Source organism: Streptomyces sp. NPDC006435, from assembly GCF_040612315.1.
Lineage (GTDB): Bacteria > Actinomycetota > Actinomycetes > Streptomycetales > Streptomycetaceae > Streptomyces.
In genome coordinates this window covers 44,406-62,194 of sequence record NZ_JBEXPY010000035.1, presented here as the reverse complement: position 1 = coordinate 62,194, position 17,789 = coordinate 44,406, and the positions used below count along the sequence as shown (strand labels likewise).

At 73.6% G+C, this 17,789-nt stretch carries 14 protein-coding genes; 4 read left to right on the top strand and 10 right to left on the bottom strand.

The features are described from left to right. Positions 1-24 precede the first annotated feature (24 nt). From ABZZ04_RS28805 to ABZZ04_RS28790, 4 genes are all read right to left on the bottom strand, one after another. Positions 25-306 carry a hypothetical protein gene (locus ABZZ04_RS28805; RefSeq protein ID WP_356935134.1) on the bottom strand — a complete coding sequence of 94 codons (282 nt, stop codon included), beginning with the start codon at positions 304-306 and terminating at the stop codon, positions 25-27. A gap of 334 nt (positions 307-640) precedes the next feature. Next, complete coding sequence (locus ABZZ04_RS28800; protein WP_356935133.1) at positions 641-1,300, bottom strand: response regulator transcription factor; 660 nt, start codon at positions 1,298-1,300, stop codon at positions 641-643. After that, on the bottom strand, positions 1,297-2,487 hold the full coding sequence (locus ABZZ04_RS28795) for a histidine kinase (protein WP_356935132.1): 1,191 nt from the start codon (positions 2,485-2,487) through the stop codon (positions 1,297-1,299). Before ABZZ04_RS28795 ends, ABZZ04_RS28800 begins: the two co-directional genes overlap by 4 nt. Then, complete coding sequence (locus ABZZ04_RS28790) at positions 2,484-3,500, bottom strand: hypothetical protein (protein WP_356935131.1); 1,017 nt, start codon at positions 3,498-3,500, stop codon at positions 2,484-2,486. Before ABZZ04_RS28790 ends, ABZZ04_RS28795 begins: the two co-directional genes overlap by 4 nt. 370 nt (positions 3,501-3,870) lie before the next feature. Between ABZZ04_RS28790 and ABZZ04_RS28785 the strand changes: the two genes are divergently transcribed. The 3 genes from ABZZ04_RS28785 to ABZZ04_RS28775 all read left to right on the top strand — a co-directional run bounded on the left by ABZZ04_RS28785 (position 3,871) and on the right by ABZZ04_RS28775 (position 8,460). Then, complete coding sequence (locus ABZZ04_RS28785; protein ID WP_356935130.1) at positions 3,871-4,893, top strand: polyprenyl synthetase family protein; 1,023 nt, start codon at positions 3,871-3,873, stop codon at positions 4,891-4,893. Between the two features lie 417 nt (positions 4,894-5,310). After that, the gene (locus ABZZ04_RS28780) at positions 5,311-5,739 is read left to right on the top strand and encodes an ATP-binding protein (protein WP_356935129.1); all 429 of its coding nucleotides are present in this window, start codon (positions 5,311-5,313) and stop codon (positions 5,737-5,739) included. Positions 5,740-5,931: 192 nt separating this feature from the next. Next, positions 5,932-8,460: a SpoIIE family protein phosphatase gene (locus tag ABZZ04_RS28775; protein WP_356935167.1), complete on the top strand. Its 2,529-nt coding sequence runs from the start codon at positions 5,932-5,934 to the stop codon at positions 8,458-8,460. Between the two features lie 97 nt (positions 8,461-8,557). Here the strand turns inward: ABZZ04_RS28775 and ABZZ04_RS28770 are convergent, their stop codons facing one another. Together ABZZ04_RS28770 and ABZZ04_RS28765 are read right to left on the bottom strand one after the other, a co-directional pair. Beyond that, positions 8,558-9,268: a PspA/IM30 family protein gene (locus ABZZ04_RS28770; protein ID WP_356935128.1), complete on the bottom strand. Its 711-nt coding sequence runs from the start codon at positions 9,266-9,268 to the stop codon at positions 8,558-8,560. Between the two features lie 61 nt (positions 9,269-9,329). Beyond that, a complete protein-coding gene (locus tag ABZZ04_RS28765; RefSeq protein WP_356935166.1) occupies positions 9,330-11,423 on the bottom strand; it encodes a TPM domain-containing protein in 2,094 nt (697 codons plus the stop codon). A 141-nt stretch (positions 11,424-11,564) separates the two neighbouring features. On the opposite strand from ABZZ04_RS28765, the gene ABZZ04_RS28760 reads away from it, so the two are divergent. Continuing rightward, entirely contained in the window at positions 11,565-12,608 is a 1,044-nt protein-coding gene (locus tag ABZZ04_RS28760; RefSeq protein ID WP_356935165.1) for a hypothetical protein, read from the top strand. Positions 12,609-12,810: 202 nt separating this feature from the next. On the opposite strand, the gene ABZZ04_RS28755 is transcribed toward ABZZ04_RS28760, so the two are convergent. From ABZZ04_RS28755 to ABZZ04_RS28740, 4 genes are all read right to left on the bottom strand, one after another. Continuing rightward, positions 12,811-14,283 (bottom strand): glucoamylase family protein, encoded by a 1,473-nt coding sequence (locus ABZZ04_RS28755; RefSeq protein WP_356935127.1) that lies wholly within the window; start codon positions 14,281-14,283, stop codon positions 12,811-12,813. A gap of 310 nt (positions 14,284-14,593) precedes the next feature. Further along, positions 14,594-15,796 (bottom strand): family 1 glycosylhydrolase, encoded by a 1,203-nt coding sequence (locus ABZZ04_RS28750; protein WP_356935126.1) that lies wholly within the window; start codon positions 15,794-15,796, stop codon positions 14,594-14,596. A 112-nt stretch (positions 15,797-15,908) separates the two neighbouring features. Beyond that, a complete protein-coding gene (locus ABZZ04_RS28745; protein WP_356935125.1) occupies positions 15,909-16,796 on the bottom strand; it encodes a carbohydrate ABC transporter permease in 888 nt (295 codons plus the stop codon). Continuing rightward, positions 16,793-17,785: a sugar ABC transporter permease gene (locus ABZZ04_RS28740; protein ID WP_356935124.1), complete on the bottom strand. Its 993-nt coding sequence runs from the start codon at positions 17,783-17,785 to the stop codon at positions 16,793-16,795. Before ABZZ04_RS28740 ends, ABZZ04_RS28745 begins: the two co-directional genes overlap by 4 nt. Positions 17,786-17,789: the final 4 nt, after the last annotated feature.

Below are 17,789 nucleotides of genomic sequence, written 5' to 3'. Positions count from 1 at the left end.
GGGGCACGTGCGCCCGCCGGGGGATTACGGGACAGCCCCCTGGCCCTCGCCCTTGGGCGGCAGGGCGCTGTGCATGCCGTCGATGAACGCGGCGAGCAGGCTGGCCCAGCGCATGCCCTGGTCGTCGGCGAGGGAACGGTCGCCCAGAACCGTGGCGCGCTCGGCGAGCCACGGCTCCAGACAGGAGGTGTTCACCGCCCTTGCGTACATCTGCGCGTCGGCCCAGTCCGGGTCCTCCCGCCGAGGCCGGGCCAGGCTTTCCCCCTCGGCCACCATCGTCGGATCCGGTGCCGTGTCATGACTCATGGTCCCCTCCTTCTCGGGCCGGTTCCCCCGCAAGGTCGGGGACAAGGATTGGCGAGATATCTATCCCTCCTCTATATTCCTGGCCCCTGAATCGCACGGAGTGATCACCCAGTGGTCGCCTCGCAGCTTCCTGTAGGAGGCGTTGCCGTGTTCGGCCGGTCCGGGTTCGATGCCTGTCGGGTGAAGCGCCTTCCCCACGCGCCGGAACCTCACCCACCGGTGGCCGCCCCTTCCGAGAGCCACCGGGGCACGGGGGTCCGGAGCCGTTTCGGCCGGTCCGGGCCCTCCGGCCGAACCGTCCCGCGGTGCCCCGCCCGGCGCCGGTCCGGAGCACTCACCGGCCGGGACGCACCAGCCGGTGCTCGTACGCGAAGATCACCACGTGCACCCGGTCGCGCAGGCCGAGCTTCGAGAGCAGTCGGCCGACATGGGTCTTCACCGTCCCCTCGGAGAGGAACAGTTCCTTCGCGATGGCCGCGTTGGAGGCGCCGCGGGTGATCAGCAGCAGCACCTCGCGCTCCCGCTCGGTGAGCGCGGCCAGCGGATCGGGGCCGGACACCGGAACCGGCAGGTCCGGCGCCACCTCGGCCAGCAGCCGCCGGGTGGTGGTCGGCGAGATCACCGCGTCGCCGCGGTGCACGGTACGGATCGCGGACAGCAGGTCCTCGGCGGGCGCGTCCTTGACCAGGAAACCGCTGGCCCCGGCCCGCAGCGCGGCGAAGGCGTGCTCGTCGACGTCGAACGTGGTCAGCACGAGGACCTTCGGCGGATCGGGCCTGCGCAGCAGCCGCCGGGTCGCCTCCACCCCGTCCATCCGGGGCATCCGCACGTCCATCAGCACGACGTCGGCGGCGGTGACCTCCAGCAGTTCCAGGGCCTGCGCACCGTCCCCCGCCTCGCCGACGACCGTCATGTCGTCCTGCGCCTCGACCACCATGACGAACCCGGCCCGCACCATCGCCTGGTCGTCGACGAAGAACACCCGGATCGTCATGCCCTCTCCCGTTCCTCACCGGTGGTCACGGCCCGGCGCGGCAGCAGGGCGCTGACCAGGAAGCCGCCTCCGGGCGCCGCGCCCGTGGTGACGGAACCGCCGGCGACGGCCATCCGCTCCCGCATCCCGACCAGCCCGTGCCCCGCCCCGTCACCGGGCCGGGGGCCGCTTCCGTCGTCACGCACCTCGATCTCCACCCGGTCGTCCGACCAGTGGAACCGTATACGGCAACGGGCCCCGGCCCCGGCGTGCTTGAGGGTGTTCGTCAGGGCCTCCTGCACCAGCCGGTACGCGGCCAGCTCGGCGGCCGGGGTGAGCCGGCCGGGCGTGCCGGTCCCGGCGAAGTCGACGGACAGCCCCGACTCCCGTACGCGGTCCAGCAGTTCGGGCAGCCGGGAGAGGTCGGGCTGCGGGCCGAGACCGTCGCCGCCGCCGTCGCCCCCGCGCAGCACGCCCAGCAGCCCGCGCATGTCCGTGAGCGCCTGACGTCCCGCCTCCTCGACGGTGCGCAGCACCTCCGCGGCGCGTTCCGGCCGGGCGCGTGCCGCGTACCGGCCGCCCTGCGCCTGGCTGACGATGACGGAGAGGGAGTGCGCGACGAGGTCGTGCATCTCCCGGGCGATCCTGGCGCGTTCGTCCAGTGCGGCCCGGCGGGCCCGCTCCTCGCGCTCGGCCTCCGCGCGGGCCGCGCGGTGCTCCAGCTCGCCGACGTACGCCAGTTGGACACGGCGGAACAGACCGAGGCTGAAGGCCACCAGCACGATCGCCAGCAGGAAACCGGCCAGGAACGCCGGCGGCAGCTGCACCCGTGCGGACAGGGCGGCCCGCAGCGCGACCGTGCCCGACCCCGCCACGCCCACCACCAGCGCCGTGCCGGGGGCCCGCCGGCCGCCGTGCGCGCAGTACGCGAACAGCGACAGCGGGAAGGCGAGCAGCGAGGGCAGCAGCGGGAGATCCCCGGGCAGCACGGCGACCTGCACCGCGCAGGCCAGGCTCGTCACCACGAAGGACCCGGTGGGCGCGGAGCGCCGCCACGCCCCCGCCGCGTGGCCGACGACCACCGCGGGGGCGAGCAGCGGCGCCCACGCGCCCGGCAGCGCCAGCCACAGCAGCAGCAGCGTCCAGCCGCCGACCGGAACGGCGACGGCCAGGGCGAGCAGTACGTCCGGACGGGCCGGGGGCGTCATTCGCCGCACAGCCGGCACACGGCCCGGGTACGGCGCCCGTACGCGAGGGTGGCGCCGAGCAGCGCGAGCCCGAACAGGGCCCAGCCGCCGTACACCGCCAGGATCACCCAGGAGTTCGCGCTGCCGGAGTCGAAGGGCAGGTCCGGGCCGCCGAGCAGGTGGTTGACCGAGGCGAACACCGGGATCAGGCCCTGGAGCAGCAGGGCCGCCGACAGGCCCCAGCCGCAGAAGAGCAGCAGCCTGCGGGGCACCCTGCGACCGGCCAGGAACGGCACCCAGGACGGGTGGACGAGCCCCCACGAACTCACCAGGGCCAGGGACAGCACCCCGCCCCCGACCAGCAGCATGGTCTCCATGACCGGGAATCCCTCGGTGTATCGGCCGGGACGGCCGATGCCGCCCCCCGCCCACCAGTAATACTTCACGCCCGGGTAGACGAAGGCCAGTCCGAACGCGGTGTACCCGAGCCGGCCCGCCGGCCGGTCCCGCTCGCCGGGGCGCAGCCCGCACAGATCGCAGCCCTCCCCGGTGCGGCGCCGGAGGGCGAGGGTGGAGCGGGCCAGCAGCAGCGTCGCGGTGAAGGCCGCGGCACGGGTGAGGAAGCCCGGCCAGTCCACGGTCGCGAAGTCACCGGCGGGAATCCCGGTGACCCGGAAGAACGCGCGGAACACGTCGAAGACGATGCCGACGGCCGACCACAGCAGCAGGACACAGGCGGCCCGGCCGAGGGACAGCAGCACCGGACGGGCGGCCCGGCCGGGCAGCTCCGCCGTGGCGGCGAGTGCCACGACGAGGCCGGTCGCCGCACCCGCCCAGGCGGCCCACGGCGGCACGATCCCCAGCGAGCCGATGTAGTCCGCCGCGCCCGGCAGATGCGGCTCCGCGGTCTTCGCCGCGAGCACTCCCGCAGTCGCAGCGGCAGCCGCCGTCGGCACCGGCCACCGCCGGGTGCGCCGGAGGGCGGCACCGGCGGGAGCCGCCCCCTCGGCGGGTGGAACGACGCCCTCGGGCATCTCGGACTCCTCTCCGTTCCCCGCGTGCGCCGTGGCCGGACCCCGCGGCGCACGCGGTCGTGAACCACCCTGGCGGCCGCGCCCCCGCCACCGCGTCCGTCCCGGGTCCTGCGCGGATGAGACCTTCGGCCGACGGGCGGCCGACGGACGGTCGGCCGGGGTCGGAAGTGGCAGCAAGCTGCCGTGGATCGATGGTGCGGGTGTGCATGCCGTCCGACGGCGGAGGTATTTGGCAGGAAGATGCCATCAGGAGGGTCGAGGGCCCATCGGTGTTGCCGGGTTCCGAAGCGAAACCGGATGCTCGAACGATGAACTCGCACATTTATGCGCCCCGAACCGCCGACGCCCGCCAGGTGGATGCGGTGAGGGCATGACCGCCACGGTGCCGCCCGGATCCGAGCTGCTCGGCCACATGGCCCTCGGAGAACCGGAGTTCGAGACCAGGATCACCGAGTCACTGATCGCCACCGAGAAGCGGCTGCTGGACTGCGTGTCCAGCGCCCCCGATCCGCGGGTCGCCGCGCTCACGGCCCATCTCGCCGCGGCGGGCGGCAAGCGGCTGCGGCCGTTGCTGGTGCTGCTCGGCGCCGAGTTCGGCGAGTCGTTCCGCGACGGGGTCACCGAGGCCGCCGTCATCGCCGAAATCGTCCACATCTCCTCGCTCTACCACGACGACGTGATGGACGGGGCGACGATGCGGCACGGCGTCCAGAGCGTCAACGCGCGCTGGGGCGAACGGCTCGCGGTGGCCGGCGGGAACTGGCTGCTCGCCCGTGCGGCCCGGCTCGCCTCCGGCCTGGGGCCGGAGGTCGTGCGCTTCAACGCGGAGGTCGCGAGCCTGCTGGTCGCGGGCCAGCTGGGGGAGTTGATGGGACCGGGGCCGGACGAGGACCCCGTCGCGCACTTCTTCCAGGTGACCGAGGGCAAGACCGCCGCACTGTTCTCCATGGCCACGGCGATCGGCGCACTCCAGGCCGGGGCCCCGGACCGGTACTGCCGGGCCCTCACGGAATACGGCAAGCAGCTCGGCGTCGCCTTCCAGATATCCGACGACCTGCTCGACCTGGACGCCCCCGCCGCGCGCACCGGCAAGGAGCAGGGCAAGGACCTGATGGCGGGCGTGCCGAGCCTGCCGGTGCTCCTCGCCCGGCAGGACACGAGCCCGGAAGGAGCCGAACTGCGGGAGCTGCTGGCGGACGGTCCGGTCGAGGGGGCCGGGGCCAGACGGCGCGCGCTGGAACTCTTCCGGGCCTCGCCCGCGCCCGCGCGGGCGCGGGACCTGCTGCACGGGCGGCTGGACGCGGCACGGGCCGAGCTGGCCCTGCTGCCGCAGTGTCCGGCCCGTCGCGCGCTCGACGCGCTGTGCGGCTACGTGGCCCTGCGCACCGGCTGAGGGCCCGTCGGGTGGCCTCCGGACGGGGCGGTCCGGCGGACCTGCGGGCCGCCCCGCCGGACCGTCGGACGGCCGCGGGGCGGCGCGGGTCTCCCCGGGGCCGTTCGTCGGCGCGTTCCCGCCCGCCACGTCCACCCCGCGTGCGCCGGAGTGCGACGGTGCGCCCGGGGTGATCGGGGTTGGGTGCGACGGCAGGGCGTACGGGGGCGCCGGGCAGGTGGTTGACCGAGGCAAGCACCATCTCGGCGGCGCGTGCCGGGCGGTCGTGCGCCCCCGCCCCGGTGTCCCCCCGTTCGTGCGCGCGGTCATACACCCGTACGCCCCACGTGTCGATGCCGACGATAGTTCACCCCGATTATCGGGTATGTGCTGATTAGTCCTCGCAGGCGAGGCGTTCTTCTTTGCTGGTCTTGGGAAGTGATCGGCGTGATCGACACCGCAGGCGACAGCGCCGAGTGGACCTTCCCGGCTGTGCCGGGCGCCGTTCGATCCGCGCGGCACGCGGTTCACGAGGCACTGAGCGCCTGGGGGCTCGACGCCGGTGTCGCCGATGTGACGGTTCTGCTGGTCAGCGAGTTGGTGACCAACTCCATGCGGTATACATCGGGTCCCATCGGCGTACGGTTGCTGAGGCCGGACCCCGACGGCGGCGGGCCCGCCGCCCGGCCCGGACTGCTGGTGGAGGTCTCCGATCCGCTTCCGGATCCGCCCACCGAACGCGCGGCGGGACCCGACGACGAGGGCGGCAGGGGGCTGCAGCTCGTGGCCTGTACGGCGCGGCGCTGGGGGACCAGACAGGGAAAGACTGGCAAGACGGTGTGGTTCGAGCTGGCCCTGCCTGGTTAGGAGTGGGGTGGGACGCACAGCGATCACGGAGGTCCGAAGGAACCTGGACGAAAGGGACTGAGACCGTGCTGTGATCGTGAACGCCGTGTCGGAAGAGGCCGTAGTGCTGAATACTGCGGGCAGGACCGGTCCGGTGTGTGAGCTGGAGGGGACGGTCGCGTGAGCGAAATACCTGGGACGGCGGGCGATGTCATGTGGCAGACAAGCCCGCCCGGCTCGATCTACGACTACATCAGAGTCGCCTCCTTCTCGATCGGCCCCGACGGCCTGATCGAGCAGTGGAGCCGCCGGGCAGCCGGCCTCTTCGGCATTTCCGCGGACAAGGCCGTGGGCATGGACCCGGTCGAGGCGTTCCTGCCCGACGGTCTGCACGGCGACGGCCGGCGCCGGATCGACGAGATCCTCGACGGCCGGGAATGGACGGGCCTCGTCCCCTTCCGGATGCCGGACGAGGACACCGTGCACGGCCTCGCCGAGATCTATGTGATGCCGAGCGAGACGGAACACGGGGAACGGGCCGCGATCTGCATCGTCGTGGACGTCCGGGCCCTGCGCCGCATCGAGACCGACCTCGCCGCCTCACAGGCCATATTCGGCCAGTCACCCTTCGGCTTCGTGCTGTTCGGCACCGACCTCACGGTGATCCGGGCCAACCAGCGCTTCGCCACCGTCTTCGGCGGCCGGGCCGACGACCACCGCGGCCGCACCGTCGAGGACTACCTCTCCCGCCCCGAGGCCGACCGGCTCACCGCCAGCCTCGAACGCGTACTGGAGACCGGCACCTCCGTCACCGACCTCCAGCTCGTCGGCACCGCCCCCGGCGAACCCGGCAGCCGGTACTGGTCCGTGAACCTCTACCGGGTGCACAGCGGTTCCGGCCGCCCCGCCGGCATCGCCGGGCTGGCCACCGACGTCACCCGCAGGCACATCGCCGCCCGCGAGGCCGCCAGCGCCCGCCGCAACCTCGCCCTGCTCAACGAGGCCAGCGCCCGCATCGGCAACTCCCTCGACCTGGAGACCACCGCCCGCGAACTCCTCGACGTCGCCGTGCCCGGCTTCTGCGACCTCGCCTCCGTCGACCTGTACCAGGGGATGCTGACCGGCGACGACGCCCCGCCCGGCAGCTGGGACTCGCTCCGTCAGGAATCCGTCGGCGGCTCCGCGGAGCTGCGCCGGGTCGCCCTGGCCAGCGCGGTGTCGGACGCCCTGCCGGAGACCGACGCCGCCGACGGGCCCGCGCTCGGCGCCGTGCACCGCTTCTCGTTCAACTCGCCCTGCGCCATCGCCCTGCGCACCGGCCGCGTCGAGGACGTCCCCGGCGACGACCGGGGCTTCGTGCAGTCCACGCTCGCCGTGCCGATGGTCGCCCACGACACGGTGGTCGGCCTGGTGCGGTTCTCCCGCACCAAGGGCAGCGAGCCCTTCGGCGAACGGGACCGCGCACTGGCCACCGAACTCGCCGCCCGCGCCGCGGTCTGCATCGACAACGCCCGCCTCTACCGGCGCGAGCACGAACGCGCGCTGATCCTCCAGCGCAGCCTGCTGCCCCCCGGCGACCCGGTGGCCGCCGGACTCGACATCGCCTGCCGCTACCTCCCCGGGAACACGGCCACCGAGGTGGGCGGCGACTGGTTCGACGTCATCGAACTCCCCGGCCACCGCACCGCCCTCGTCGTCGGCGACGTCATGGGCCGCGGACTGCGGGCCGCCGTGGCGATGGGCGAACTGCGCACCGCCGTACGGACCCTGGCCCTGCTGGACCTGGAACCCGCCGAGGTGCTCTCCGCACTCGACGAGGTCGCCCGCGGACTGGGCACCTCCGGCGGCTCCGGCCCCTCCCGCGGCGGCTCCCAGTGGCCCTCCCGGGCCGCCCACAAGTCCCGCGAGGCGGACCTCTCCGAGGTCTACCTGGCGACCTGCGTGTACGCGGTCTACGACCCGGTCACCCGGCGGTGCACCTTCGCCAACGCCGGTCACCTCCCGCCCGCCGTGGCCGAGCCCGGCCGGCCCGCCGTGCTGCTCGACGTCCCGCCCGGGATGCCGCTCGGCGTCGGCGGCGAACCCTTCGAGGAGGTCGAGGTCGAGCTGGGGGAGGGCGCCCTGCTCGCCCTCTACACCGACGGCCTCGTGGAATCCCGCCACCACCCGCTCGACGAGGGGCTGGACGCCCTGCGCGGAGCGCTCGTGGAACCCGAGCGGCCCGTCGAGGAAATCTGCGACCAAGTGCTGTCCACCCTCGACACCCGGCACGGCGAGGACGACATCGCCCTGCTGGTGGCCCGAGTCCAGGGGCTGCCGGACGACGCGGTCGGCGACTGGGTGCTGCCCCGCGAACCCCGCTCCGTCGGCCGCGCCCGCGAACTGGCCCGGGGCCGGCTCCTCGCCTGGGACCTGGACGAACTGGTCGACACCACCGAACTGCTGGTCAGCGAGCTGGTCACCAACGCCCTGCGGTACGGCGAGGGCGAGATCAGGCTCCGGCTGCTGCGCGACCGCACCCTGGTGTGCGAGGTGTGGGACGCGGGCCTGGTCCAGCCGCGCCGCCGCCGGGCGCGCGACACGGACGAGGGCGGCCGCGGCCTCCAGCTAGTCGGGCTGATGAGCGTGGCCTGGGGCTCGCGGCGGACCCCGCGCGGCAAGACCGTCTGGTTCGAACTGGCCCTGCCCGACGGGGAGCCGCCCGCCGAACTCTCGGTGGAGCAGCTGCTGAGCATGTACTGAGACGGGCGCACCGGGGACGCCGACCGGGACGTCCGTCCGGCCGACCGGTTCGCGGGCGTCGCCCGGGACCGCCCGTCGGGTTGCCTCCGGGCCGCCCTCAGGCCGCCTTCAGCGCGGCGAGCCGGGCCTCGATCTCGGCGCTGTCGCCCAGCGCGTCCAACTGCTCGAACTGGGCGTCCAGGGACGACGCGGCGAGCTCCTGCTTGCCCAGCGCCCTCGCCTCCTCGCGCCGCACCTTGTCCTCGAACCGGCCGAGTTCACCGGCCGGGTCGAGCACGTCGACGCTTCTGACGGCGTCCATCATCCGGTTCTGCGCCTCGGCGGTCTTCGCACGGGCCACCAGCTCGTCCCGCTTGGCCCGCAGCTCCGTCAGCTTGTCCCGCATCCGGTCCAGGCCGGACCTGAGCCGGTCCACGACCTCGGTCTGCGCGGCGATGACCGGTTCCGCCGTCTCCGCCTCCTTCTCCGACCGGAGCTGACGGCCCAGCGCCACCTTGGCCAGGTTGTCGAACCGGTCCGCCTCCGCCCCGGCCCCGGCCGCCCGCAGCTCGTCCGCCTTGCGGCTCGCGGCGAGCGCCTTGCCGCCCCACTCGTGGGCCGCGTCCACGTCCTCCCGGCGGTCCTGCTCCATCAGCCGCAGGTTGCCGATGGTCGTGGCGACCGCCTGCTCGGCCTCCGCGATGTTGGCCGTGTAGTCGCGGATCAGCTGGTCCAGCATCTTCTGCGGGTCCTCGGCCTGGTCGAGCAGCGCGTTGATGTTGGCCCTCGCCAGCTGGGTGACCCGGCCGAGAACGGTCTGCTTGGTCATGCTCTCTCCTCGATGCGTGTATGTGTCGTGGGGTCCGGGCGGGACCGCCCGGACCGTCGGCTCAGAAGCGGCCCCCGCCGCCGCGCCGCTCCCGTGTGCCCCCGCCGCCGAAACTGCCGGGCCCGCCGCCCCCGCCGTACCCCCCGCCCCCGTGTCCGCCACCGCGTCCGCCGCCCAGGAGCCCGCCGAGGATGATCCCGCCGAGCACCGCGCCGCCGATCCCGTCGCCCGCCCCCCGCACACCGCCCGCCGCGCCGCCACCGCCGTACGACCGCACGTCCTGTTCCGCCAGGCTCGACGCCTCCCCGGCCAGCGCGTCCGCCTGCCGGGCCTGTGCCAGCGCCCCCTGCGGATCGCCCGCCCCGGCCAGTTCGAGGGACCGGTCCAGCCTCCGCTGCGCCTCCGCCAGCCGGGTCCTGGCCGGGCTGCCCACCGCACCGCGGTTCGTGGCGACGAAGTCGGCGGCGGCGGCGATCGCCGAACGCGCGGTGAGCGTCGTGCGGTCGAGCAGGGAACGGGCCCGCTCCTCGTCCTTCTCCCGCGCGCGGGCACCGGCCAGCGCCTCGTCGAGCGCCGCGTCCGCCTCCTCCACCCTGCGCAGCGCGTCGAGCGGGTCGTACGGCCCGGCCCGCAGCTCCTCCCGCACCCCGTCGAGCACCGACCGGGCGCGGGCGATCCGGCCCCGCAGGTCACCGGTCGGCACGCCCGCCCCGGTGCCCTCCAGCAGCCCGCCCGCGTCGGCCAGATCGGTCTCCGTACCGGCGAGGGCCCCGGCCAGCCGCCCGTCCGCCTCCGCGAGCTCCCGGCCCCGCCGGTCCACCGCGTCGACGAGGGTGGCCGCCTGGTCCACGGCGCCCTCGGCGGCCCGGATGTACACGGCCGCCGCGGAACCGTCCCCGTCGTCCACCGCCTGCCGGGCCCGGTTGAGCCCGGCCGTGGCGAACAGCAGCCGCTCCTTGGCCTGCTCGACGTCACCGGCGACGGGCGCGGACGCCGACTGCGCGTACCGCCCGCGCATCGCGGTCAGGGCCGCCTCGGCGGTGGAGACGCGTCCGGCGAGCGTGCGGAACGCCTCCTCGACCGAGGCCAGGGCCCCCGGCGCGTCGCGCTCCAGGGCCCGCAGCCGGTCGAAGTCGCCGGACACGTCGTCGAGCCGGGCGCCCGCGTCCGCGCAGCGGCGGACGATCTCGTCCAGCATCCGGCGCCGGGTCGCGTCGTCCTCGGGAATGGCGTCGTCCAACTGCTGACGCAGCCGGAACGCGGCCGTCAGCTCGCCCTTCGCCCATTCGACCGCCGCCGCGAAGGGCGCGGCGGCCTCCTCCCCGAACTGGGCGGTGGCGAAGCCGAGTTCCTCCTCGCTGGTGCGCACCGCGTCGTCGGTCGCCACCAGCGCCTCCTTCGCCCGCGCGTCGAGCCGCTCCAGCGGGACGGGCGGCGGCTGCGGCGGCCCGCCCCGGCCCCAGCCCCGTGCGGCGGGCGTGGTGCGGGTCGCGGCGCGCCGCCTGCGCCGGACGTACGCGTAACCGGCGACCGCCACCACCCCGCCGACCACGACCACCGGCAGGACCAGGCTCTTGGCGTCCCTCCCGGCCGGGCCGCCGGTGCCGGGGTCGGGGTCGCCGGGGGTGGGGGTCGGGGTGGGCACCGCCCGGCCCGTCAGCACCGCCGCGTACCCGTTCGCGGCGCCGATCGCCGCCCCGGCCCAGTCGTTCTCCCGCAGCGCGGGCCCGATCGCCGTGCGCGCCACGTCCCCGAGCTGGTCGTCGGTGAGGCGCGAGCCCTGCTCGACGGTGTACGCGTACCGCCGGTCGTGGGTGGCGACGGCCAGCAGGACGTCGTCCTGGCCGAGGCCGTTGCGGTCGGCCGTCGCGTCGGCCCAGCCCTGCGCGGACCGCCCGGAGAAGTCGCGCACGTAGACGACGAAGAGCTGGACGCGGCGGTCCGCGTACAGCCGGTCGAGTGCCGCCTCCACCTGGTCCCTGCGGTTTCCCAGCGCCCCCACCCGGTCGGTGATCTGCCCGTCCCGGGACAGCGTGACGGGATCGTCGGCGTGCGCGGCGGGCAGTACGGGCAGGGCCAGCCAGCACACCGCCGACAGCACGGCGAGAAGGGCCCGGCCCGTCGGGGAGACCCGGGCGCGGCCCACGAGCGGCATCACCTTTGCGAGGCTATGTCCGCCCCGCACCGCCCGCGACCCGGCGACCGGACCACCGGGGCGCCGCACGGCACGCCCCCGAACCCTTCAGACTGTGACGGCACACCGACACACGAGGGGGAGACGGACGTGCCGACGCGGATGAGGCGGGGGATCGCTGCCGTACGGGAACGGGCGGCCCGGTTCCGTTGGACCTGGCCACGGCGGATCGCGCTGGTCGTGGTCCTGGTGATCGTGGTGCCGGTCCTCGCCGCGGGCACCGCCCTGCGGCTCAACTACACGGGCGACCCCGGCGACGGCACCCGCACCCGGGGCCGCGACGCCATCTGGCTCGGCCACGCCTGGGTCGACGGGCGCAAGGACGACGCCGACCTCGCCGCGTTCGCCGAGCGGATCGCGGGCACCGGCATCAAGGACCTGTACGTCCACGCCGGGCCGCTGGAACACGACGGCACCCTGCCCGCCGGCCGCCACCCCCGGGCCCGGTGGCTGATCGACGCCGTCCACCGCACCCTGCCCGGCATCCGGGTCCAGGCCTGGCTGGGCGACGTACTGGCCACCGAGGGCCCCGACGGGCTGGACCTGGAGCGGGCCGCGTCCCGCACCGCGGTGGTGGCCTCGGCCCGGCAGGTCCTGGACGCCGGATTCGACGGCGTCCACTTCGACCTGGAGCCGCTGCTCTCCGACGACGGCGACTACCTCTCGCTCCTGGACGACCTGCGCGCGCTCACCCGGCCGCGCGGGGCGCAACTGTCGGTCGCCGCCCACCAGATCGACCCGCTGCCGGCGGCGCACAGCGTGAACGGCGCGCTCAGCGGGAGCGAGAAGTGGTGGTCGCAGGAGTTCTTCGGACAGGTCGCGCGCCGGGTCGACCAGATCGCCGTCATGTCGTACGACACCTGGATGCCCCTGGAGGGCCTGTACGGCGGCTACGTCGCCCAGCAGACGGCGCTGGCCCTGGAGGTGACGCCGGAGGACACCGACCTGCTGATGGGGCTGCCCTTCTTCCACGAGGACGACCTCGGGCACCACGAGTCGGCGGAGACGGTCACGGCCGCGGTCCGGGGCACCAGACTGGGCCTGGCGCGCACGGACCGCGGCCGCGAACGGTTCGGGGTCGCCCTCTACGTCGACTTCGCCGCCCGGGACGGGGACTGGGCGGCGTACCGCGAGGACTGGAACTGACCCCGGGACCGGGGGACTTCGGGGCCCCGGGAGCCCGGAGGCCCGGGATCCCGGAACCGGGTCCGTCCGGCGACGGACCCCCGGCGGCGCACCGGGCCGGGGCCGGGCCCCGAGCACTCCGCCCCGCCCCGGTGCGCCGTGTCGGTGGGCGTCCTCGGAGCCTGTCGGGCGGCCGCCCGGTCAGAGGCCACCCGGCAGGCTCTCAGATGGAGAACCGCTCCTTGGCGAGCAGCGGCCGCACCCGCGACCGGAACCCGCCGGTGCGGAACGGGCGCTGCAGCAGACCGGGGCGGAGCGCCTGGGCCAGGGCCGCGGCGATCATGCCCTGGTCGAGGGCGAGCAGGTAGTCGCTGACCCGGCCGGTGTCCACGTTCACGGAGTCCCGGAACCCGTACCCGGGGTGGTAGGCGCCGAAGTCGCGGTCGAGCGCGCGCAGGTTGGCGACCGCCTCGTCGTGGGCGTACGGCAGGGCCAGGAAGGAGGCGTGCGGGGTGACCACGCCGTTGGTGAACGCGGAGGCGGGCGGCAGCGGCGCGCCGTCCTCGGTGTACGTGCGGTCGGTGTTGGAGGCGTAGCCGTCCACCTGCATGCCGAGCGCGTCGACGCCGTACTCCTGATAGCCGCCCTCGGGGACGTTGGCGGGGGAGAAGCCCCAGTACCCGTACTCCGCCTCCGCCAGGCCGTGCTCGATCTGGCCGCGGACGTAGCGGTGGTGGTTCTTCCCCCAGGAGTCCGGCGACCACTCCTGCTCCGGCACGAACAGCGGCACCATCAGCGCCTCGAACATCGACCCGCCCCAGGTGGGCACGATCTTCCGGCCGCGGTGGGTGTAGTGGCCCTGCCAGACGCGGACGCCGTCCATGGCGACGTAGCTGCCGCCGGGGTGCTGCTCCTGGCCGTGCTCGGGGAGCATCGTGCGCAGCAGGTGCCAGTAGTGGTCGGCGGGCAGCGAGCCGTCCGCGATGCCCAGGTAACTGGCCATCCGGGGCTCGGTGTTGAGCGCGCCGTAGTGGTGTCCGGTGGGCTCGCCGGTGTCGGTCCAGAAACCGCCGCGCAGCTGGCCGGGGCCGGCGACGGGGTCGGCGGGGTCGTACGGCGTGTAGTAGTGGGACCAGTCGGCGGTCGCCAGGATGCGGGCGATCCGGGGGCGCAGCGCGGGCGCGGCGTCGGCGGCGATCCGCAGACCGGTGACCAGCCAGGCGTTGTCGACCGAGGAGAGGAACGGGCGCACCGGGTCGCCGCTCCCGGGCCAGTGGGTGATGACCGAACCGTCGTGCGCGTCGTACCAGTTGAGCCAGAAGCCGTGGTGGCGCTCCAGCTTCTCGACGGCCCGTACGGTGTGCTCCAGCCTGCGCCGCATGGTGGCGTCGTCGATCACGCCGAGTCCGGCCGCGGCGACGGTCGACCACAGGCCGCAGCCGATGTTGGTGGGGGAGGTCTGGCGCGACTGCACGGGGCGCGTCCCGCTGACGTCGATCTTGTCGACGGCCAGCCCGAAGTCGGTCGTCATGGCCTCGATCGAGCGGTACGTGTCACGGAACCAGCGCAGCAGCAGCGGTGCGTCCGGGCCGCTCACGGGCCGGGCGGCGGCGCCCGCCGGGGACGCGGTGACGGCCCCGAGCGACAGGGCCGCGGCCCCGGTGCCCGCAGCGGTGAGAAACGTGCGACGGTTCATCTGAATCCCTCGGGGAAGAGTCGCCGGCGCTCCGGCCGGCGGGCGGATTTCGTTCGTCGGTCGTGCTCGCGGGTGCGGGGGCGCCCGGCGCGGGCGCCGCACGTGAACGGGGCTGGACACGGGCGGCGCCGCACGCGGGCGCGGGGCCCGTCCGGTACGTGTGCGGTCCGGACGGGGCCCCGGCGGTACGGGAACCGGCGATCCGTCAGGTGTCACCGGTGCCCGTACGGGCGGGAGCTGTCAGGTAGCTCCCGGTCGGGGGAGCCGGGAGGGCCCGGCGCGTGGAGCCGGAGCGGCTCCGGGACCGGCGTCAGCCGGCGGTGCGCGGCAGCGCGCGGGTGCGGCCCATTTCGCCCAGCCAGGAGGCGGACGGCTTGGGCAGCCGCTCGAAGGTCTCCGGGTTCCAGCCGATCAGGCCGAAGGTGGGCTTGTAGGAGCCCCACTCGTAGTTGTCGAGGGCGCTCCAGGCCAGGTAGCCCTGGACGTTCAGGCCGTCCTCGACGGCGTGGGCGACCTCGTTCAGCGCGCCGGTGTAGTAGTCGATCCGGCGCTGGTCGTCGTCGGTCGCGATGCCGTTCTCGGTCACGATCAGCGCGATGCCGTTGCCGGCCACCTCGGCGGTGTGGCGCAGCGCGTACCCGACGGCGGAGGGGTAGTACTCCCACTGAGTGAGGGTGCGCTCGGCGCCCTCGGGCGTCGGTATCGGGCCCTCGGGGCCGATCTTGGTCCGGGTGTAGGACTGCACGCCGATCCAGTCGTCGCCGCGGGCGGCCTCGATGAAGACGTCCTCGCGGGGGTGACGGTAGGCCGCGGTGACCTCCTCGGCGCCGGGCAGGGCCTGGTAGACCTGGTTGGCGATGGTCCAGCCGACCTTGATGTCGGGGTCGATCGCCCGGACCGCCTTCACGGCCGCGTGGTGCGCGGCGATGACGGCCTCGGTGGTCTCGTCGTCGGGGGTCGGCAGGCCGGCGGGCGGGAAGCTGTTGTCGCCCCGCTTGGCCTGGCCGGCCATCACGGCGATCATGTTCGGCTCGTTGATGGTGCAGACGTACTCGACGCCCTCGGAGATCACCGGCGCGCAGGCCGCGACGTAGCGGGCGAACAGCTCGGTGGCGCCCTCGGCGGTCCAGCCGCCGCGCGCCTCGAACCACTGCGGCACGGTGAAGTGGTGCAGGGTGATCATGGGGCGCAGGCCGCGCTCGATCGCGCCCTCGACCATGCGGCGGTAGTGGGCCAGCTCGGCGCGGGAGAAGGTGCCCTCGACGGGCTCGATGCGGGCCCACTCGATGGAGAACCGGTAGTCCGTGAAGCCCAGCCGGGCCAGCACGTCCATGTCCTCGTTCCAGCGGTGGTAGCTGTCGCAGGCGTCCAGGCTGGGTTCCTGGATGTGGGTGCCCGGGGTGTGCTCCTTGACCCACCAGTCGCAGTTGGTGTTGTTGCCCTCGATCTGGTGCGCGGCGGTGGAGGCGCCCCACAGGAAGCCTTCGGGGAACGGGACCTGGGTGTGAGTCATCGCGAAATGTCTTTCTGGTGCGTGAAGGGGTGTGACCGGGCGGATGCGGGGCGCGCGGCCTCGTACGTTTCGTGGGGGCGGCCGGGGAAGGACCCGGCCGCCCGGGGCGGGGCTACTTCATGCCCGCCGTGGCGATGCCCTGGGTGAAGTGGCGCTGGAGCGCGATGAAGACGACCAGGACCGGCAGCACGATCAGGAAGGACCCGGCCATCAGCATGCCGTTGGACCCGCCCGCCTTGTTGGGGTCGGTGGCGAAGGTGGCCAGCGCGACCGGGAGGGTGTACTTGTCGGGGTCGTTGGTCGCGATGAGCGGCCAGACGAAGTTGTTCCAGGAGCCCAGGAAGGTGAAGATCGAGAGCGTCGCCAGCGCGGGCTTCACCAGCGGCATCACGATGCGCCAGAAGATGTACCACTCGCCGGCGCCGTCCATCCGGGCCGCCTCCAGCAGCTCGTCCGGGATCGACTGCATGAACTGCCGCATCAGGAAGACCCCGAAGGCACCGGCCGCGAACGGCAGCACCAGACCGGCGTACGAGTCGATCAGCTGCAACTTGCTCATCAGCACGAACAGCGGCAGCAGCATCAGGTTGCCGGGCACCATCAGCGCGCCCAGGACCAGTCCGAAGATCTTGTTGCGGCCGGCGAAGTTCAGCTTGGCCAGGGCGTAGCCGAGCATCGAGCAGAACACCAGGTTCGAGACGGTCACCAGCACCGCCACGATCACCGAGTTCATGAAGTACAGCGGCAGGTCGAGCTTGTCGAGCAGGTTCCGGAAGTTCTCCAGGGTCCACTCGGTCGGGAGCCACACGGGCGGGCTGGCCGACAGGTCCGCCTGCGTCTTGAAGGCGGAGATCGCCATCCACAGGAACGGCGCCGACATGACCAGCAGGCCGAGGGAGAGCAGGACGTAGACGAGGACGCGCTTCGCTCCGCTGCCGGACCGCCGGGACTTCTTCACGGGCGCCGTCGGGACGGCGCCGGGTGCACTGGTGGCGCTCATTTCGTGTTGTCCTTCAGCAGTCGGAGCTGCAGCACCGTGATGCCCATGATCACTACGAAGAGGACATACGCCATGGCGCTCGCATAGCCCATGTGGAAGAAGTTGAAGCCCTCGCGGTACATGTTCAGCGAGACGGTGAGCGTGGAGTCCGAGGGGCCGCCCTGGGTCATCACGAACGGCTCCTCGAAGACGTTGAGGTAGCCGATGGTCGTGATCACCGTGGCGTAGAGCAGCGTGGGCCGCAGCAGCGGCACCGTGATGCCCTTGAACTCCTGCCAGGCGCCGGCCCCGTCCAGCCGGGCGGCCTCCCGCACCTCGGTGGGGATGGCCTGGAGGCCGGCGATGAAGAGCACCATGACCGTGCCGAGGTTGCGCCAGACCGCCATCGCGATCATCGAGGGCATGGCGAGCGTCTCGGACCCCAGGAAGTCGGGCGCGGTGAGGCCCACTTCCGAGAAGAGCCCCGCGATCAGACCGTCGCTCGGGTCGAGCACGAACCGCCAGACGACGGCGACCGCGACGATGGTCGTGACCACCGGGGCGTAGAAGCCGACGCGGAAGAAGGTCCGCGCCCGGTCGATGCCGTTGTTCAGCAGCACGGCGACGAGCAGACCGAGGCCGATCGTCAGCGGGACGCCGACCACCACGAAGTACGCCGTGTTGAACAGCGACTTGAGGAACTTCTCGTCGCCGAACAGCTTGACGTAGTTGTCGAAGCCGATGAACTCCGCGTCCAGCGGGTGCGTGACGTTGCGCAGCCCGAAGTCGGTGAAGCTCATCACCAGCGTCGCGATGATCGGGAACGCCATGAAGACGAGGAAGAGCACGAGGAACGGGGTGGAGAACAGCCAGCCGGCCAGGTTCTGCACGCCCATCGAGCGCTTCCTGCCGCCCCGGCGGCCGGCGGGCCCGCCGGCCGGGGACTTCGAGGTCCCCGGTCCGGCCTGCGCCTTGGCCGACTCCGCGGCCCTTGAGGTCATGGTGCGCATGACT